Origin of the sequence: Hyalangium ruber (assembly GCF_034259325.1) — a bacterium.
GTDB lineage: Bacteria > Myxococcota > Myxococcia > Myxococcales > Myxococcaceae > Hyalangium_A > Hyalangium_A rubrum.
On the sequence record NZ_JAXIVS010000015.1, the window covers coordinates 254,587 to 272,704 of the forward strand.

Below are 18,118 nucleotides of genomic sequence, written 5' to 3' on the forward strand. Positions count from 1 at the left end.
CCCGTGCCCTCAGGAGGAGCCCCATGAAGAAGACAGGATGGAACCTGCTCGTACTGGCGTGCTCTCTGCTGCTCGGCACGGGACCCTCCGCTTGGAGCCAGCCCGCCGCGAAGCCCCAGCCCGCGGCGGGTGTCTCGATCCAGGAGATCCAGCTTCGGGTCTTCGACCGCCAGAAGGACGCGCTCGTGCCGCCCGAGGAGTCCTCCGACCCCTACGGGATGAACAGCGACGCCGTCCTGGTGGTCCGCATCCAGGGAACCTGGGAGGGCGAGGGAGCGCTCGTGCTGAAGCTGAGCGCCAGCGCCCCCACGGAGTCCTCGGAGGCGACTGGCAAGGATCCCGGCTGGAAGGTGACGCAGTCTCGCAAGCTGTCCGCCCTGTCCGAGAACGGCGTCACCTCCGTGCCCTTCCTGCTGCCCTATGACTGCTCCTCCCAGGTCAAGGTGACGGCGACCCTGACCGGGCCTGGAGTCAAGAGCAGCAAGACGTTCAGCACCTCCTTCCCCTGCGCTGAGTAGCTCAGGCGGGGATGCGGTCCTTGTCGGCACGGTCCCAGTGCCGATGCTTCGCGATGGCCGCGGTGAACCCGGTGACGAAGGTGGCCACGTCTCCCCCCTTCGCGTGCGTGACGACACCCGGGGCCTTGGGATCGATCCCGCAGGCGCGCAGCAACTCCACGCCCTCCTTCGTCGCGCCCACCGGCTTGCAGTGCCGGTAGGCCTCCTGGAGGAAGTGCAGCGCCTCGCCGTCCTTCTTCAGCGCCTCCACGCTCGCGGCGCCTCCCGGGATGAGCACGGCGTCGTACTCGACCGAGGCCGTCGTGATCGAGTTCTTGTCGACCTCCACGGCATGGCCTCCCTCGCCCTTCACCGTGCCCAGGTGCTTGGCGACGATCTTCACCTTCGCGCCCTCGCGCTCCAAGGCCGCGCGCACGTCGATCAGCTCGGCGGCATCCACGCCGTCGGCGATGAGCGCGGCGATGCGGCGCGTCTTGATCGAGTCCTTCTTCGTGTTCTCGATGCTGAGGGACGGTGCCACCTGAACGGGGCTCTTCGGGATCGACTTCGTCGTCGGGGCTGGGAGTCCGAGCCCCTCGGCGACCCGTGCCGTGAGCTCCCCATCGATGTTGGAGAACAGATCCAGGACGCGCTCCCGGATCTCCTTGATCTCGACCTTGCCGAGCTCGAAGCGGCAGGCGTCGATGAGGTGCGTCTTCTCGGGCGCCGACAGGCTGCGGAAGAACATCCCTGCCTGGCTGAAGTGATCCGCGAAGCTCTCGCTGCGCACGCGCGTCTTCTCGGTCCGCACGCGCTCCGGGTAGTGCGTGAAGCCGCCCTGGGCGGCCGAGGCCATCATCGGGCACCCTCCCCCGAGCGAGTTCGGGTGGTAGTTGGCGCGGCTGGCGTTGATGGTCTGCCGGTGGAAGCCGTCCTGCTGGTGGTTGTGTACCGGCGCCAACGGACGGTTGATGGGGATCTCCGCGAAGTTCGGGCCTCCCAGCCGCGTGAGCTGCGTATCCAGGTACGAGAAGAGCCGTGCCTGCATCAGCGGATCGTTGGTGAAGTCGATCCCCGGCACGACGTTCGCCACGCAGAAGGCCACCTGCTCCGTCTCGGCGAAGAAGTTCGTGGGGTTGCGGTTGAGCGTGAGCTTGCCGATGCGGCGCACCGGGACGAGCTCTTCGGGCACCAGCTTCGTCGGATCGAGCAGCTCGATCCCCAGCTTCTCCGCTGCTTCCTCCTCGATGATCTGAACCGCCAGCTCGTACTCGGGGAAGTCGCCCAGCTCGATCGCCTCCCACAGGTCTCGCCGGTGGTAGTCGGGGTCCTTGCCGGCCAGCTTCTGGGCCTCGTCCCATACGAGCGAGTGCGTGCCGAGCAGCGGCTTCCAGTGGAACTTGACGAAGCGCGAGACGCCCTCCGCGTTCACGAACCGGAAGGTGTGGACGCCGAAGCCCTCCATCATCCGGTAGCTGCGCGGCAGCGCGCGATCGGACATCGTCCACATCACCATGTGGGCCGTCTCGGGCACCAGCGAGACGAAGTCCCAGAAGCTGTCATGCGCGGAGGCTGCCTGCGGCATCTCGTGGTGCGGCTCCGGCTTCACCGCGTGGACCACGTCCGGGAACTTGATGCCGTCCTGGATGAAGAAGACGGGGATGTTGTTGCCGACGAGATCGAAGTTGCCCTCCTCCGTGTAGAACTTCACGGCGAAGCCGCGCACGTCGCGCACCGTGTCCGCCGAGCCGCGCGAGCCCGCCACGGTGGAGAAACGCACGAAGACCGGCGTCTTCACGGAAGGGTCCTGGAGGAAGCGCGCCCGGGTGAGCTCCTTCATCGACTCGTAGACCTGGAAGTAGCCGTGCGCCGCCGAGCCGCGCGCATGGACGACCCGCTCGGGGATGCGCTCGTGATCGAAGCGCGTCATCTTCTCGCGGAAGTGGAAGTCCTCGAGCAGCGTGGGCCCTCTCCGCCCGGCACGGAGCGAGTCGTCGGTGTTCTCGATCTTGATGCCCTGGTCCGTCGTCAGGTACTGACCTTGCTGCTCGACGCGATTGTGCTCGAGCGCCTTGTCCTTGCTGTCTTCATCGATGTGTACCGAGTCGGGCTTGTTCTTGGCCACCGCGTTGCCTCCATGAGGGATGCGGCAACGTAATGAAGGCATGTCCGAGCGCTGGGTTTGTTACCCCGCACGCCCAGATATCTGCCCAGTGGCGGACGCGGCGACACGAATCACGCCTCGCAGCGTTCTGCAGCGGAAACTACTTCCGCGTCTGACGCGCCGGGCTAAGCGGGAACAACGGGAGCTGGACCTGGAAGCGCTGGGGCGAGAAGACGTCCTCCGGCACCTCCGGCGGCACCTGCCCGGTCCTCGCCAGCTCGACAGCGGTGTATCCAGCTTCGACGCAGTAGCTGCCGCCGTAGCCGTTGAAGCCCGCCGCCACGATGAGGCTCCGAGGGTCGGCCCCCGTGCGGCGGAAGAACCCGATCGCCGGCATCCGGTCGGGCGTGAACGCCATCGGCCCCGTCCACACCCGCGAGGGAGGCTGGCCCCGGGTGTCCGGGAAGCGCCGGTCCGTCCCCGCCTTCACCAGCCCGAGCACCGCGTTCGAGCGCTGAAGGTCCTCCGGAGCGGGCGCGGGCCGATCCAGGCCTCCGCCCACGTGGAGCATGCCGCGCCGCACGTTCTGGTCATCCACGTACCGCGTGGCCTGGGGGAAGTTGTAATAGAGGTCCCCCTTCTTCTCGGTGACCGTCATCCCCTTCAGGCGGTCCTCGACGTGCTCCAGGTTCAGGATCTGGCTCTGGTAGCACTCGATCTTCTCGAGCTCGGGGAAGAGGTGCGAGGTGAACGCGTTGGTCGCGACGATCACCCTCCGGGCCCGGATGTCTCCCTCCGCCGTGCAGACGATGGGATCGGGGCCCGCACCGGTCACCACGTTGTCGACCCGCACCCGGGTGTAGAGCCCGACGCCCCGCGCGATGGCCTTCTGGAGCACCCCGCAGACGAACTTGCGCGGGTGGTAGTTGCCGCTCCTCGGCGCGCACCGGCCACCGAAGTACGCGCGCAGCCCCAGCTCCGCGAAGATCTTCTCCTTGCTCCAGTACACCAGGAGGTCTTCGTCTCCGACGAGGGCGACTTCTCCCGCGAGCGCCGCTTCCTCCTCCGCCGTCTCAGCGATGCGGAGCCAGCCGAGGGGAGAGAAGTCGCAGTCGATTCCCTCCTGGGTGACGAGCTGGGTGAAGCGCCGGCTGTTGCGCTTGCCGAAGTCGACCACCAGCCGCGCCTGGCGGTCGGCCTGCTCCTGGAGGGTCGCCTCGTCGCAGTCCGGGTACACGGCCTGGAGGTACTTGAACCGCTCGCGGACGAGTCCCTCGTAGGGTCCCAGGAAGTTCTCGGGGATCAGCTCGAAGTTGCCGCCATTCCGCCCACTGGCCTGGCTGGCGGGATCCGCCATGTCGATGACGGCGACGCGCTGGCCGGCCCGCGCCAGCTCGACGGCGTGATAGGCCGCCGAGGCCCCCGTGAGGCCCGCGCCGATGATGAGCAGGTCCACCTCCTCGGGGAGGCGTGGAGTGGAGCGGAAGTCCGCCAGGGGGTTCGGGAGGAGCTGCCAGTAGGGCGTCTCCTCCTCGGGCAAGGTGATGGGGCCCCGCATCCGGGCGCCCATCCGCGCGACCCAGCTCTGGAAAGCGGCGGCGGCACTGGCATCGAAGCGAGAGCGGAACGTGCTCTCGACGGTGTAGAGGAGCTCCTGGAGCGCGGGGGTGACCCGCCCATGAGCATCGACCAGACCGGCGGCGGCATCGCTCAGCTCGGCGATGTCATGGCGGTTCAGCTCCCGAAGCCCCGCCTTCTCCTGGATGAACGCCACCATGTCCCGCGCCGCATCCGCGGCCGTCATGGAACCTCGGCCCCCGTGGCAGCGCTCCACACGGCGAACCAGTCCTGGAGTTCCATCTGCAGCGAAAGTGCCCGGGCAGCCGAGGTGATGCGCTCGAGCCGGTTCGTCCCCAGCACCGGGATGATCCGCGACGGGTGCCGCAGCAGCCAGGCGAAGACCATCTGGTCCAGGTCCGCGCCGTACTTGCGCCCCAGCTCCACCAGCACGGCCCGGACGCGCGCCTCGGCCGCTCCCTGGCCATTCACCAGCCGCCCACCCGCCAGAGGCGACCACGCCATGGGGGACATCCGCCGCCGCAGACACTGGTCCAACGTCCCGTCCAGAAAGGGCTCGAGCCGCAGCGGATGGAGCTCCACCTGGTTCGTCACCAGCGGCATGGGGAGCCAGCTGGCCAGCATGTCGACCTGCGCCACGGTGAAGTTGGACACGCCCACGTGGCGCACCTTGCCCTGCTCCACCAACGCGCGCAGCGCCTCGGCCACCTCCTGCGGATCCAGCAGCGGGCTGGGCCGGTGCAGCAGCAGCACGTCCAGGTAGTCCGTGCCCAGGTTGCGCAACGAGCGCTCCACGGACGCGACGAGGTGCTGGCGCGAGTAGTCGTAGTGCTTGAGCCGGTTCTGCGGTCGCGCGGGATCCACCAACATGATTCCGCACTTCGTCACCAGCTCCATCCGCTGCCGCAGTCCAGGGCTGGCTCGCAGCGCGGCGCCAAAGGCCTCCTCGACGCGGTAGCCACCGTAGATGTCCGCGTGATCGAAGGTGGTGATGCCGCAGTCGAGACAGGTCTGGATCTTGGCGAGGATCCGTTGGGCGTCGGCTCCGTCCGGATCCTGCAGCAGCCGCCACACCCCATAAGCCAGCCGGGAGACCTCAGGGCCCTCGGCTGCCATCTTCACGCGCATAAGGCCCCGGCTCAGGAACCGAAGATCTTCCGGAACAGACGTACGATCGAACGCGACAGCGGCGTGGCCACCGGGTTGACCGTCTCCTTCAGCCCAAGGTCCACCATGGGCTTTCGGGCATCGGGGTCCACCGAGAACACGCTGAACTCATCATCCCCCTGCAACGCGGTGTAGACCTTGTCCGCGCGGCTCTTGGGGGGAGGTTTCTGATTCGACATGGGTGTCCTCGGTGACGAACTGTCCCCGGGGCCCATTATGCACGGCCCCGGCGGAATATGGGAGGCAGCGCCCCTATCGAGGCCGCTTGCTCTCCTGGAACGTCACGTCGAGCTTCAGTTCCTTGCCTTCCCGGAGGACGACCGCCGTGATCGTCTCGCCCGGCTTGGAGGCATTGAGCACGTACATCAGGTCCTCGACGCCGCCGATGACGTGCTTGCCGAGCCGGATGAGGACGTCACCGCGCCGCAGACCGGCCACATCCGCCGCGCCTCCGGGCCGAACCCCGGCCAGCAGCATGCCCTTCTGTCCGTTGGGCAGCCCCGCGTAGTCCGGCACCGTGCCGAGCGAGGCGTTGAAGCTGCGCAGATCGCCGCGAGGCGTCGGCGAGGGCACCTGCCGATAGGTGAGCGCGGACTGAGTTCCCAGCCCCTGGGCAATGGTCGAGACGATGCTGGCCACCTGCGCCAGGCCCGCCACGTTCACACCCTCGGCCGTGTCCGAGGGCTTGTGATAGTCGGAGTGGGCGCCGGTAAAGAAGTGCAGCACCGGCACTCCGGCCGCGTAGAACGGAGAGTGGTCGCTCGGGCCGTAGCCATCCCCGCTCGAGGCGCACTCGACGCGCGCCTTCTCGCAGGCGGCGGAGATCAGGGGAATCCACTCCGCGGCGGACTCGGCTCCGAGCACCGACAGCTTGTTGCCACGCAGCCTCCCGACCATGTCCAGGTTCAGCATGGCGGCGATCTGCTTCATGCCCGCGTCCCCCCGCTGGCGCGTGAAGAACGAAGAGCCGAGCACCCCCGCCTCCTCTCCCGAGAAGGCGAGGAAGAGCACATCGCGCTTGAGCCCCGCGCGGTTCTCCGCGAGCTGACGGGCGATCTCCAGCAGCGCGGCGACACCCGAGGCGTTGTCATCGGCGCCGACGTGCGGCTCCTGTTTGTCGGGCGCGAGCGAGTCGCGACCGCCGTAGCCCAGGTGATCGTAGTGGGCGCCAATCACGATCGTCCCCGGCAGCTTGCCCTCGCCCGCCTCCAGCATGCCGGCCACGTTGAAGGCCTGGCTCTTCTCGAACTCCAGCTGCACCTCGACGCTCGCATCGAGGCGCTTGCCCCCGGTCAGCTTGCTCATGTGGGGCTCGAGCGCGGCGCGCTTGACCACCACCACGGGGATTCCCACGTCGCCCGCGCCCTCGGAGAAAGAGCCGGGCAGCGCCGCCTCGGAGGGCATCTGCCAGTCCTTCACGGGAGGAGACGGCTGCTCCGGCCAGTCGACGATGACGAGCGCCTTGGCTCCCCGCTCCCGCGCCGTCCAGGCCTTGTAGCGAAGGTCGCCATAGCGCCGCTGCTTCTCGGTCTCGGAGAAGGTGGCGGTGTCGGGCACGAAGCGCCGCACCACGACGATCTTCCCCTTCACGTCGCGCTTCGCGTAGTCGTCCACCTTCAGTGACGGCTCGACGATGCCGTAGCCCGCCAGCACCAGCTGTCCCTGCGCCGCGCCCTGCCCGGAGAAGCCGAGCACCGTGTAGGACTCACTCGGGAGCAACGCGCCGCCGAGCTTCACCTGCGTCTTCGGCCCGCTCCGCACCGACGTCGTCACCGGGAAGGCCTGGCGGAAGGAGCCCTGGTCGCCCGCGGGCTTCAGCCCCAGTTCCTTGAAGCGCGTCTCGACGTACGCGCCGGCAGCCTCCAGTCCCGGCGTCCCAATGCCGCGCCCCTCTCGCTCCGGGGCGGCGAGGAACGCCACGTCCTTCGCCGTGCGGTCCGCGGCGGTCTCGGGGAGCGCTGCGCTCGGCTTGGCGCTCTCCACCCACCGCGCGAGGAAGATGTTGGTGTCGCCCTGCCCAGGCGCGGTGGCGCGGTTGCTGGAGAACACCAGCCACTGTCCATCGGGCGAGAACATGGGGAAGCCGTCGAAGCCCGGCGCGTGAGTGATGCGCTCGAGGTTCGAGCCGTCGATGTTCACCGCCCAGATGTCGAACTCGCGGCCCTTCGGATCGCCGTAGTTCGTCGAGAAGAGGATGCGCTTGCCGTTCGGGTGGAAGAACGGCGCGAACGAGGCGGCGTTGAGCCAGGTGATCTGCTTCGCCTCCGAGCCATCCGCGTTGGCGACGTACAGCTCCAGCTTGGAAGGCCGCACCAGCCCCCGCGCGAGCAGGCCCTGGTAGTCCTGGAGCTCCTTGTCGGACCGCGGCCGCGAAGCGCGCCAGACGATCTTCGAGCAGTCGGCATTGAAGAAGGCGCCGCCGTCGTAGCCGGGCGCGTGGGTGAGCCGGCGCACGTTCGAGCCATCCCGGTCCATGCGGTACAGTTCGAGGTCGCCGTCGCGCACCGAGGTGAAGATGATCGAGCCATCCTTGGCGCAGACGGTCCCTTCCGCGTCGTAGCCGGGGGCCTCGGTCAGCCGCGTCAGCCCGCTGCCATCCGCGCGCGACTTGAAGACGTCGTAGGAGTCGTAGAGCGCCCAGACGTAGCCCATGGAGCGATCGGGCTTCGGCGGGCAGGCCTCTCCGCCCAGGTGCGTCGAGGCGAAGATCAGCTCCTGGTCCCCGGGCAGGAAGTGCGCGCACGTCGTGGCGCCCTGCCCGCTCGACACCTGGGTCTCCGCCACCGGGTCCACCGTCATCCGGAAGATGCGGTCACAGCCCATCTCTCCACGCTTCGCCTGGAAGGAGAGCTGTTTGCCGTCGAAGGACCAGTAGGCCTCGGCGTTCTCACCGCCGAAGGTGAGCTGGCGCAACTCCGCCAGCCGGACCTCCTCGGGGAGCAGGGTCGCCTTCGGCACAGGCGCGTCCGAAGGCGCGGGGCCAGGAGTCGAGGGGGTAGCACAAGAGAACAGGATCGCGAGGAGAGGTAGGCAGCGCTTCATGGCCGGGAACCATGGCACCGCCTCCTCGATGGCTCAACGAACTTCACGAATCCTGGCAGGTCGGGTGGCTCACCCCACCTTGGGAGGCTCCGTCAGGACGTGCTCGACCATGAAGCGGACCACGTCGGAGGGGGTGATCATCCCCACGAGCTGGCCCGCGCGGAGCACCGGGAGGTGGTGGATCCGGTGCTTGCGCAGCAGCTCCATCACCTCCTCCGTCCGGTCGAACTCATCCACCGAGAGGACGGAGTGCGTCATGATCTCGGAGGCCCGGGTCGAAAGCGCTCGCTCGGCGAGGAGCGCGCCCAGCAGATCACTCTCGCTGACGAAGCCCTCCACCCGCCCCTCGGCGCCCACCACGGGGACACCGCCAATCCGCGCGCCGGCCATGCAGCGGGCGATCTCCGCCAGGGAAGCGTCCGGGCCGACCGAGAGCACCGGCGCGGTCATCATGTTGCGGGCGTGACCTTTCATGTCGCCGGGTCTACTGGCTGCCAGGAAAGGGCGTCAACCGGAGCTTGAACGCCAAGCCCACCACTGGACGCACCCTACCTCCGTCGACGCCCGCCACCGCCGAACAGCATCAACAGGACGCCGCCCGCCACCGCCGCGCCTCCCCCCACGAGGTATTGGGTGGTGCGATCGGAGTAGCGCCCGGTGAGCGCGTGGGAGGCCCGTTCCGCGAGCGAGTCCTTCGCCTGCACCCCGAACCACAGCAGCACGCCTCCCGCCACGGCGAGCATCACTCCCAAGATCCGGCCAGCACCCACGTTGCCTCCCTGGCACCCCGCGACGCTGGAGGCATTCAGGCCTCCATCCCCGGGATGAACGCGCGCAAGATACCTCAGACGTCCCGGTATCCCCCGTCCACAAGCAGGTCCCCGGCGGTCATATAGGAGGACTCATCGCTGGCGAGGAAGAGCACGGCCTTGGCGATCTCGTCGGGCCGGCCGAGGCGCCCCAGGGGCGTCACCTGGGTGACCAGCTTGTAGAAGCCGTCGATCACCTCGGGAGGAACGCCCATCTTGCCCTGGAACTCGGTGGGCACCATTCCCGGGCTGATGGCGTTGACGCGAATGCCGCGAGGCGCCAGCTCGACGGCCAGCGTGCGCGCCAGAGAGCGCACTGCCGCCTTGGTGGCGAAATAGGTGGAGGAGGCGGGCGCGCCCTTCTCGCTCACCGTCGAGGAGCAGAGGATGACGCTGGAGCCCTGCCGGAGCAGCCCCGCCAGCTTCTGCACGGTGAAGAAGACGCCCTTCACGTTGGTGTCGAACAGCTCGTCGTAGAACGCCTCGGTCACCTGCTCGAGTGTGGCGGACCATCCCCGGCCCGCGTTGGCGAACAGCACATCGACGTGCTCGAAGAGCTCCCGGGCCCGCTGGGCCAGCGCGTCCAGGTCCTCCAGCTTGCGCACATCGGCACGTACGGGGATGGCCTGGGGCCCGAGCTCCCGGACGGCGGCGGCGAGGTTCTCCTCGCTCTTGCCGGTGATGATCACCCGGGCGCCTTCCTGGATGAAAGCCCGTGCGGTGGCCAGGCCGATGCCAGTGCTTCCGCCGGTGATCACGGCCGTCTTCTGGGCCAGTCGCTGCGTCGTGGACATGATGAAGTGCTCCTTGTCAGCCCGGCTTGCGGTATGCACCGGACGCCATGCCCTATACCCCGATCATCGGAACCCTCGGCTATGTGATGTCTCCCGACGGCGAGCGCGTGCTGCTCATCCACCGCAACGCGCGCAAGGACGACGCGCACCTGGGCAAGTACAACGGCCTGGGCGGGAAGATGCAGCCGGACGAGGATGTCGTCGCCTGCATGCGCCGCGAGATCCGCGAGGAGGCGAACATCGAATGCGTGGAGCTGACGCTGCGCGGGACCATCAGCTGGCCGGGCTTCGGCCCCAAGGGCGAGGACTGGCTCGGCTTCGTCTTCCGGATCGATCGCTTCACGGGCACGCCGCTGGAGCGCAACGCGGAGGGGGAATTGTCCTGGGTCCCCGTGAAGGACATCATGGGTCTGCCGCTGTGGGATGGTGACCGATACTTCCTGCCGCTGGTGTTCGACGCGGATCCGCGCGCCTTCCACGGCGTCATGCCCTATGCACAAGGACGCGCGGTGAACTGGTCCTTCAGCCGGATATAAAGAAACCGGGGGCGCTGATCAGCCCGGATCCGCCAGGATCGATACACCCCACTGGCGCACAACCCGGTGAGCTGTGTAGCTTTCGCCCCCGTCTTCCAGGAGGTTCCACCGGTGTTCTCCGGTCCCAGTTGGTTGGATTCGCTGATCAAGCGCTCAGGACTCACCGAGTTGGCGGGCGAGCTCAAGGCGCGGCTGTGGCGTGATCCGAAGGGCGAGCCCCTGGACAGCATCCCCCCTGTACGTAGCGAGCATTCCCAGTCCTCTGCACCCGAGTCCATCATGCCCAAGAAGCCAGAAGCCAAGAGCAAGAAGACCTCCGCGACCCGTTCTCCGCGCGCCAAGACCCCGGCCCGTGCCGCCAAGAAGGCCGCGCCCGCCGCTCGGAAGGCCGCGCCCAAGCGCGCCGCGAAGTCGAGCCAGGGCCGTGGCGCGGGGAAGGCCGCGACCACCGAGGCCGTCACCCGGCTCGTGGAAGCTCTGCGGGCTCACCCGAACCAGAAGAGCCTGATCTCCGCCGGGCAGCAGCAGAAGGACCAGCTGCTGCGCTCGCTCATTCCGCTCTACCTGGCGCGCTCGCTGGACCTGGAGGTGACCTCCGGCACCACCTCGCGCTTCTGGGAGGAGCTCGGCGTCTCCTACGCCGCCCCCAACGCCGCCAAGGCCCTGCGCACGCACACCGGCTATGCCCAGGAGACCAAGAAGGGCAAGGCGATCACCTCGAAGGGCATCAAGTACGTCGAGCAGGCGGTCGCCCAGGCGCGCGCCTGAGCCCCTCGCCGTGAAGCGGCGGCCCTCCGTTCCTCGAGCCAGGACGGAGGGCGCGCCTCTCGAAGGTCAGACCTGAACTCGGGGACGCGTGTGTAAGTTCAGATCCCCATGTCATCCTTCGATTCTCGGACGAATGATCGGAAGTGGCAGGAGCGGTGGGAGCAGGCTGGCGTCTTCCGCGCCACGCTCCACCCGAACCGGCCCAAGGCGTACATCCTGGACATGTTCCCCTATCCCTCCGGCGCCGGCCTCCACGTGGGCCACCCCGAGGGATACACGGCGACGGACATCATCGCCCGGTGGCGTCGGATGCAGGGCTGGGACGTGCTCCACCCCATGGGCTGGGATGCCTTCGGGCTGCCCGCCGAGAACTACGCCATCTCCACCGGCGTCCACCCGGCGAAGACCACCGCCGCGGCGATCCGCACCTTCAAGCAACAGATCCAGGCGCTGGGCCTGTCCTATGACTGGGAGCGGGAGTTGTCGACGACGTCCCCCGAGTACTTCCGGTGGACGCAGTGGATCTTCCTGAAGCTGCACGAGCGCGGGCTGGCCTACCAGGCGATGGTGCCCATCAACTGGTGCCCGAAGGACCTGACGGGGCTGGCCAACGAAGAGGTCCACAACGGCAAGTGCGAGCGGTGCGGCACTCCCGTGGAGCGGCGCGACATGCGCCAGTGGATGCTGAAGATCACCGCCTACGGTGACCGCTTGGTGGATGACCTGGAGGGGTTGGACTGGCCGGAGTCCACCCTGGCCATGCAGCGCAACTGGATTGGCCGCTCCGTGGGGGCGGAGATCGAGTTCCCCACGCCGGCGGGCCCGGTCAGGGTCTTCACCACGCGGCCGGATACGTTGTTCGGCGCCACGTACCTGGTGCTGTCGCCGGAGCACCCGCTGGTCCCCGCTTTGACGACGCCCGAGCAGCGGGCTTCGGTGGAGGCGTACCGCCAGGCCTCACGTGCCAAGAGCGACATGGAGCGCACGGACCAGACGCGGGTGAAGACGGGCGTGGCCACGGGCGCCATGGCCACCCACCCCGCCACGGGCCAGGGCATCCCCATCTGGATCGCGGACTACGTGCTGGCGGGCTACGGCACGGGCGCCATCATGGCGGTGCCCGCGCATGACGAGCGTGACCACGCGTTCGCTCGTACGTTCGGGCTGCCCATCGTCGAGGTGGTGCGCGGAGGGCAGGACGTCCAGACCGAGCCATTCACCGGCGAGGGCGTAGCGGTGAATTCGCCTGCTGTGGAGGGCCTGCCGACCCACGAGGCGAAGGAGAAGATGATCGCCTGGATCCAGGAACGGGGCGTGGGCAAGGCGACCACCACCTACCGCCTGCGCGATTGGGTCTTCTCCCGGCAGCGGTACTGGGGCGAGCCGATCCCCATCATCCACTGTCAGCGCGGATGTGGCGCCGTCCCGGTACCCGAGGACCAGCTGCCCGTCACCCTGCCCGACGTGGAACGCTATGAGCCTTCGGGCACGGGCGAGTCCCCGCTGGCGGCGATGCGACACTGGGTGGAGACGACGTGCCCCCAGTGTGGAGGTCCCGCCGAGCGTGAGACCAACACCATGCCCAACTGGGCGGGCTCGTGCTGGTACTACCTGCGCTTCACGGATCCTCGGAATGCGCAGGCCCCGTTCAACCGGAAGGCAGCCGACGCCTGGTTGCCAGTGGACTTGTATGTCGGTGGCACCGAACACGCCGTGCTGCACCTGCTGTACGCGCGCTTCTGGCACAAGTTCCTGTTCGACTTGGGGCTGCTGTCCACTCGAGAGCCGTTCCAGAAGCTGCGCCACCAGGGAATGGTGCTGGCCTACAGCTACCAGGACTCGCAGGGCCGCTATCGCGGCTACGACGAGATCGACCTGAGCACGGAGCCACCCACGCTGAAGGAGGACGGCTCTTCGCTGGCGTCGCGGATCGAGAAAATGTCGAAGTCGAAGAAGAACGTCATCAACCCGGACGAGGTCGTCGAGCGCTACGGCGCGGATGGGTTGCGACTGTACGAGATGTTCATGGGCGACTTCGAGCTGAGCAAGCCCTGGGACGTGCGCGGCATCGAGGGCGTCAGCCGGTTCCTGGGACGCGTCTGGCGGCTGGTAGATGAGTGGGCCGCCGCCAAGGCACCCTCAGACGATCCGCACCTGCGCTTGCGCCACGCCACCATCCAGGCAGTCGGCGAGCGCATCGAGCTGTTCAAGTTCAACACGGCCATCTCCAGCCTGATGGAGTACGTGGGCGAGCTGGTCCACGGTGCCACGCGAGCCGATCTGGAAACGTTGACGTTGTTGCTGTCCCCCTTCGCGCCGCATACGGCCGAGGCGATGTGGGAACGACTGGGGCATGCGCCCTTCGCGTGTACCCAGCCCTGGCCCACGTTCGACCCAGCGCTGACCGTCAAGGAGTCCGTGACGGTGGCGGTGCAGGTGAACGGAAAGCTGCGGGCCACCTTCGACGTGCCTCGCGGTACTCCGGACGAGGCGCTGAAGGCCCGCGCGCTGGAGCTGGTACCGGTCCAGCGACACCTCGAGGGCAAGGTCCCCAAGCGGATCATCGTGGTGCGGGGTACGCTCGTGAATGTCGTCGTCTGAGCACCTGAGCTCGATAGGATTGCCATGACTCACCACAACGAGACCTGCCTGGCCTCATGGCATGGCGCGAGAGCATTGGTGTCAGGGCCGTAACCTACAGCCGCTGTCCCCCCTCATGCGTCACCAAGCGCCTCGAGCCCCAGCCCCGCTGCTCGCACTGCCTCTTCGCCGAGCCAGTCCCTGGCCAGCGCCAGCAGCCGGGCGTGGTTCGGCACCTGGGTGAGGTACCGCGCGCGCGTGGCGGCGTCGGGCAGATCCTCCACGCGCGGGCGCAACCGGGAGAGCGTGGTCCGTAGCATCTCCCGCGCGGACTGAGGCTGGCCCGTGGCCTCGCGCGCCTCCGCCACAGCCAGGCGCAGGTCGATCTCGCCAAACCCCGCCATTCCAATCCGCTCGAACAACTGGAGGGCCGCCTCGGCCACTTCGAGCGCCTCCCTGGACCGCCCCAGCGCGAGGAGGGTCTGAACGTGCAGCGCGTGGAACTCCCAGGAGCTCGTCGGGAACGGCCGCAACAACTCGCAAGCGGTGCGGGCCTCAGCCTCCGCGACCTCGAGATCGCCGCGATGGAGCGCCAGCTCGGCGAGCACCCCATGGGCGGGCCCCAGGAGCGACATGTTGTTCGCGGCAATGACGGCCCGCGTGAGCTGCTCGGACTCCTCGAGCTGAGCGGGCGCTGCCACCCGGCAGAGGAGCCGCGCGAGGAACAGCCGTGCGTACGTGAGCGACATCGCCTCGCCCCGCCGCTCGGCCACCGCCAGGTTCTCCCGCAGCACCGCCTCCGCCCCCGTGTAGTCGCCCAGATCCGTGAGCGCCTTGCCCTGGTAGCCCCCAACAATGCAGCGCTGCCGCCAGAGCTCGGCCTGCTCGGCGTAGCGCACGGACTCCGCGTCGGCCTGGGCGCAGGACCACGGCGCCTGCTCACCGATGTGATAGTGGTTGGCTTCACACCCCCGGACGTAGGACCTCGTGCTGAAATCCCGTGCGTCCAGGTGGACGCTCTCCGCGCGTACCCGCGCAAACAGGTCGTACGCGAGGTCCTTCGCGCCGGTGAGTTCGAGGACGGCGAACAGCCACGTGGCGGACCGGATGTATTCCCCCCGCGCCTCGGAGTTCGGAGGCACCTCCAGGAAGCGCCGCGTATGGACCAGGACGGCCTCTGGCTGCGAGAGGATGAGCGCCTGAAAAAGGTGGTGGTACGTCATGTACCAGCGCCGGCTCCCCGCCGGGAGCAGCTCCAGCGCCTCCACGGAGAGCGCCACGGCCTCCGAATACTGCTCGCGGCCCACGTGGGCGCTGGCCTTCAGGCTCAGCAACGCGCCCCGCTGCTCGCCCACCGGGTCGCAGCTCAGGCCCCGCTCGGTGCAGGACAGGATCGCCTCGGCGTCATCGGCCTCGGAGGCCCGCTCGGCGGCACGCACGTAGTACACCACCGCCCGCTCCGGCTCCCCGCCCCGCTCGAAGTGCGTCGCGAGCGCCAGCGCATCACTCTCCCCTCGCTGCTCGAGCCACTCTCCCGCGAGCCGGTGCCCGAGCCGCCGATCTTCCTCGGTCAGCAGCGCATAGGCCCCCTCCCGGAGCAGTGCATGCCGGAAGGTGAACTCCGTCTCACCCGGGAAGCGGCTCTCCTCCCGACGCACGAGCAGCTCCCGCTGGGCCAGGAGCAGAAGCCAGTCAAACGCCTGGTTCGTGCGCATGCCTCCGAGCAGGGCCACCGTGGCGCCCTTCCAGAAGACCTCGCCGAAGATGCTGGCGGCCCGGAGCACCCGCCGCGCGTCAGGCTCCAACGCCGCCAGCCGCGACTGCACCATGGCGACGACCGTGTCCGGCAGCGCGCTCTTGCCCTCGGCCACGGCGCGGATCAGCTCCTCCAGGTAGAAGGCATTGCCCTCCGACAGCTCGATGAGCCGCTCGAGGGTTTGGTCCGCGAACTCCTCTCCGAGGACCGACCGCGCCAGCCGCTCGCTCGCCCTGCGCGACAACGAGCGCAGGCGGACTTCCTGCAAGTCCCGCTCGCTCCAGAGCCGGGGGAAGCGCGCGTGGACCTCGGGCCTCGCCAGGCCCAGCACGAAGACGGCCCGGTCCCTCGCCTTCAGGAGTCCCTGATCCACGAAGCGCATGCTCGCGGTGTCTCCCCAGTGCAGATCATCGAGGATGAGCACCACCGGGTGCGCCGCGCTCTCGAGCAGCAGGAAGTCCTCGAAGGCCTGGTGGAGCTGCGTGGCCATGAGCTGCACGTCCTGCCGCGCGGCGGCCAGTTGGGGGCTGACGGGCTCCGGGAAAGGGACACCCACCAGCTCACCGAGGAACTCGCGGAGCCGCTGTCCTCTGGCTGACGCCACGTCCTCGGTGAAGCGGGCCCGCAGCCTCTCGCGCCACGCCTCGGGGGGCTCGCTGCCCGGCAACCCCAGCGCACCGCGCAGCACCTGGCCCAGCAGGTACAGCGAGGAGCCCGCGTGCGAAGAGTCGGCCCTGCCAAACCAGATCGCCGCCTCCGGAGCCCGCCGCCGGATCGACTGGATGAACTCGCGGGCCAGCCGCGACTTGCCCATCCCCACGGGCGCCGTGACCAGGAAGACCTGCGCCGAGACCTCCTCCATACAGGTGTCAAAGGCCTGCTCGAGCATCCGCAGCTCGATCTCCCGGCCCACGCAGGGCGTGGGCTTACCGAGCAGGGTCCGCGCCGCCTCGGCCCGGTCGCGCTCGCCCCAGAGCTCGGGTCCCCCCTCACCCTCGCGCCACTCGAAGCGTGCGTCGAGCAGCGCCGCCGTCATCGCGTCGATGGCCACGGGCCGAGGGCCCGAGGCCCGCGCCTCGTCGCATTGAGCGAGCCGTTGGGCCGCCCGCTCGATCGCCTCACCGAGCGCGGTGGCCTTGCGCGTCGCGCCACGGCCCGTGGCCAGGGCGATGGGAGCCTCCGCATGGTGCGCCCGGAGGGCGAACGCGAACCGCGCCGCGAGCGCGACATGGTCCTTGACGACGCCAGGGCCCCCAAAGGTGATGGCGATCGAACCATCCGCGAGGCGCTCCTGGCGGCCCCCCACCTCCTCGGCGGTGCTCCACACCTCCGCCGGGATGCTCCAGCCATCCACCGGCTGCGCTCCGGTCCTGCCGCGGCCAATCATCACCACCGATACCATCCGCTGCTCGTCCTCGGTGAGCGAGCCCGGAGGCGGAAGAGAGGGTGGCACGCGGTCCGAAGGCGCGGAGCCGCCCACGAGCGCCTCGAGCTCCGTGAGATCCGCGAGCAGCGCCATGCCATCCTGAGGCCGTGCCGTGGGCTCCTTGGCGAGCATCCGCGAGACGAGCGCGGAGAGTTCTGGGGCCACATCCGGGCGATAGGTCTCCAGCACCGGGGCCTCCATGAAGATGACCTTGGCCAGGATGGCGACCATGTGCTGGCCCTCGAAGGGGGGCCTTCCCGCGAGCAGCTCGAAGAGCACGCAGCCCAGCGAGAAGATGTCGAGCGCGGGCGTGAGCTTCTCGTCCCCCCGCGCCTGCTCCGGAGCCATGTACCCAGGCGTCCCCAGGGGCGTGCCCGTCTGGGTCATCCGCGTCTGACCGAGAAACCGTGCGATGCCGAAGTCCAGCAGCCGGGTCCGGCTGACGTCGTCATTCTCGATGAAGAGGTTGGCCGGCTTGATGTCGCGGTGGATCAGCCCCAGGGAATGGGCCTCTCCCAGCGCGCTGGCCACGCGCTTGGCGAGGACCAGCACCTCCTCGACGCTGAGCCGCCGCCGGAGCAGCAGCGTGGCGAGATCCTCCCCCTCGAGCCACTCCATGGCGAGGTAGGGAAGGCCCTCTTCGGTGACTCCGTAGGCGGCGGGCCGGACGATCGCGGGATGATGCAGCTGCGCGAGCGTGCGTGCCTCCTGCTCGAACCGTTCCCGATCCGAGGCATCGCGCAGGAACTTGAGGGCGACGAGACGACCGGTCTCCGTGTCGAGGCCCTGGAAGATCTCGCCCATTCCCCCCAAGCCCGCGCGCCTCTTGAGCTCGAAGCGTCCAGCGATGAGGGCTCCAGGGCGCATGGAGGACTCATCCTGTGTCCGGGATCGACCTGGGACAAGTTACGATCCCGCGAGCGAGCACCGGACTGTTGTCGACCCACCTGCACATCGCTCTCCGGACGGATGGATTGTGGATTCCCACGCCCTCCAGGCGGGCATACTGCGCGATGGGTGAGCGGGCGACGCTTCTCCCCTCTTCTCCGCGCTCCCCCATG

13 protein-coding genes are annotated in these 18,118 nt (G+C 68.6%); 4 read left to right on the forward strand and 9 right to left on the reverse strand.

Annotation, left to right across the window (positions count from 1 at the left end; genetic code table 11):
* Positions 1-23 precede the first annotated feature (23 nt).
* Positions 24-518 carry a hypothetical protein gene (locus tag SYV04_RS35100; protein WP_321550372.1) on the forward strand — a complete coding sequence of 165 codons (495 nt, stop codon included), beginning with the start codon at positions 24-26 and terminating at the stop codon, positions 516-518.
* A 1-nt stretch (position 519) separates the two neighbouring features.
* Here SYV04_RS35100 and SYV04_RS35105 read toward each other — a convergent pair whose 3' ends face one another.
* From SYV04_RS35105 to SYV04_RS35140, 8 genes are all read right to left on the reverse strand, one after another.
* Complete coding sequence (locus SYV04_RS35105; protein ID WP_321550373.1) at positions 520-2,622, reverse strand: catalase; 2,103 nt, start codon at positions 2,620-2,622, stop codon at positions 520-522.
* 139 nt (positions 2,623-2,761) lie between these two features.
* Positions 2,762-4,405, reverse strand: a complete 1,644-nt coding sequence (locus tag SYV04_RS35110; protein WP_321550374.1) for an NAD(P)/FAD-dependent oxidoreductase — start codon at positions 4,403-4,405, stop codon at positions 2,762-2,764.
* Positions 4,402-5,307, reverse strand: coding sequence for an aldo/keto reductase (locus SYV04_RS35115; RefSeq protein WP_321550375.1), 906 nt, complete (start codon positions 5,305-5,307; stop codon positions 4,402-4,404). The genes SYV04_RS35110 and SYV04_RS35115 overlap by 4 nt, the downstream gene beginning before the upstream one ends.
* Before the next feature lie 11 nt (positions 5,308-5,318).
* Positions 5,319-5,525, reverse strand: a complete 207-nt coding sequence (locus tag SYV04_RS35120) for a hypothetical protein (RefSeq protein ID WP_321550376.1) — start codon at positions 5,523-5,525, stop codon at positions 5,319-5,321.
* A 73-nt stretch (positions 5,526-5,598) separates the two neighbouring features.
* Positions 5,599-8,304: a M20/M25/M40 family metallo-hydrolase gene (locus SYV04_RS35125; RefSeq protein ID WP_321550377.1), complete on the reverse strand. Its 2,706-nt coding sequence runs from the start codon at positions 8,302-8,304 to the stop codon at positions 5,599-5,601.
* Positions 8,305-8,457: 153 nt separating this feature from the next.
* Positions 8,458-8,862, reverse strand: a complete 405-nt coding sequence (locus tag SYV04_RS35130; RefSeq protein WP_321550378.1) for a CBS domain-containing protein — start codon at positions 8,860-8,862, stop codon at positions 8,458-8,460.
* A gap of 74 nt (positions 8,863-8,936) precedes the next feature.
* A complete protein-coding gene (locus SYV04_RS35135; RefSeq protein ID WP_321550379.1) occupies positions 8,937-9,158 on the reverse strand; it encodes a DUF3185 family protein in 222 nt (73 codons plus the stop codon).
* Positions 9,159-9,232: 74 nt separating this feature from the next.
* Complete coding sequence (locus SYV04_RS35140; protein WP_321550380.1) at positions 9,233-9,991, reverse strand: glucose 1-dehydrogenase; 759 nt, start codon at positions 9,989-9,991, stop codon at positions 9,233-9,235.
* A 47-nt stretch (positions 9,992-10,038) separates the two neighbouring features.
* Here SYV04_RS35140 and SYV04_RS35145 point away from each other — a divergent pair, with 47 nt between their 5' ends.
* The 3 genes from SYV04_RS35145 to leuS all read left to right on the forward strand — a co-directional run bounded on the left by SYV04_RS35145 (position 10,039) and on the right by leuS (position 13,896).
* Entirely contained in the window at positions 10,039-10,527 is a 489-nt protein-coding gene (locus SYV04_RS35145; protein ID WP_321550381.1) for an NUDIX hydrolase, read from the forward strand.
* Between the two features lie 111 nt (positions 10,528-10,638).
* Positions 10,639-11,295 carry a hypothetical protein gene (locus SYV04_RS35150; protein WP_321550382.1) on the forward strand — a complete coding sequence of 219 codons (657 nt, stop codon included), beginning with the start codon at positions 10,639-10,641 and terminating at the stop codon, positions 11,293-11,295.
* 108 nt (positions 11,296-11,403) lie between these two features.
* Positions 11,404-13,896: a leucine--tRNA ligase gene (gene leuS, locus SYV04_RS35155; protein ID WP_321550383.1), complete on the forward strand. Its 2,493-nt coding sequence runs from the start codon at positions 11,404-11,406 to the stop codon at positions 13,894-13,896.
* Positions 13,897-14,009: 113 nt separating this feature from the next.
* On the opposite strand, the gene SYV04_RS35160 is transcribed toward leuS, so the two are convergent.
* Entirely contained in the window at positions 14,010-17,924 is a 3,915-nt protein-coding gene (locus SYV04_RS35160) for a serine/threonine-protein kinase (RefSeq protein ID WP_321550384.1), read from the reverse strand.
* Positions 17,925-18,118: the final 194 nt, after the last annotated feature.

Excerpts from the sequence above, each read along its gene's own strand:
- SYV04_RS35130 (WP_321550378.1), bottom strand. The coding sequence starts at position 8,862 with ATGAAAGGTCACGCCCGCAACATGATGACCGCGCCGGTGCTCTCGGTC.
- SYV04_RS35120 (WP_321550376.1), bottom strand. The coding sequence starts at position 5,525 with ATGTCGAATCAGAAACCTCCCCCCAAGAGCCGCGCGGACAAGGTCTAC.
- leuS (WP_321550383.1), top strand. The coding sequence starts at position 11,404 with ATGTCATCCTTCGATTCTCGGACGAATGATCGGAAGTGGCAGGAGCGG.
- SYV04_RS35160 (WP_321550384.1), bottom strand. The coding sequence starts at position 17,924 with ATGCGCCCTGGAGCCCTCATCGCTGGACGCTTCGAGCTCAAGAGGCGC.
- SYV04_RS35110 (WP_321550374.1), bottom strand. The coding sequence starts at position 4,405 with ATGACGGCCGCGGATGCGGCGCGGGACATGGTGGCGTTCATCCAGGAG.
- SYV04_RS35115 (WP_321550375.1), bottom strand. The coding sequence starts at position 5,307 with ATGCGCGTGAAGATGGCAGCCGAGGGCCCTGAGGTCTCCCGGCTGGCT.
- SYV04_RS35145 (WP_321550381.1), top strand. The coding sequence starts at position 10,039 with ATGCCCTATACCCCGATCATCGGAACCCTCGGCTATGTGATGTCTCCC.
- SYV04_RS35140 (WP_321550380.1), bottom strand. The coding sequence starts at position 9,991 with ATGTCCACGACGCAGCGACTGGCCCAGAAGACGGCCGTGATCACCGGC.
- SYV04_RS35100 (WP_321550372.1), top strand. The coding sequence starts at position 24 with ATGAAGAAGACAGGATGGAACCTGCTCGTACTGGCGTGCTCTCTGCTG.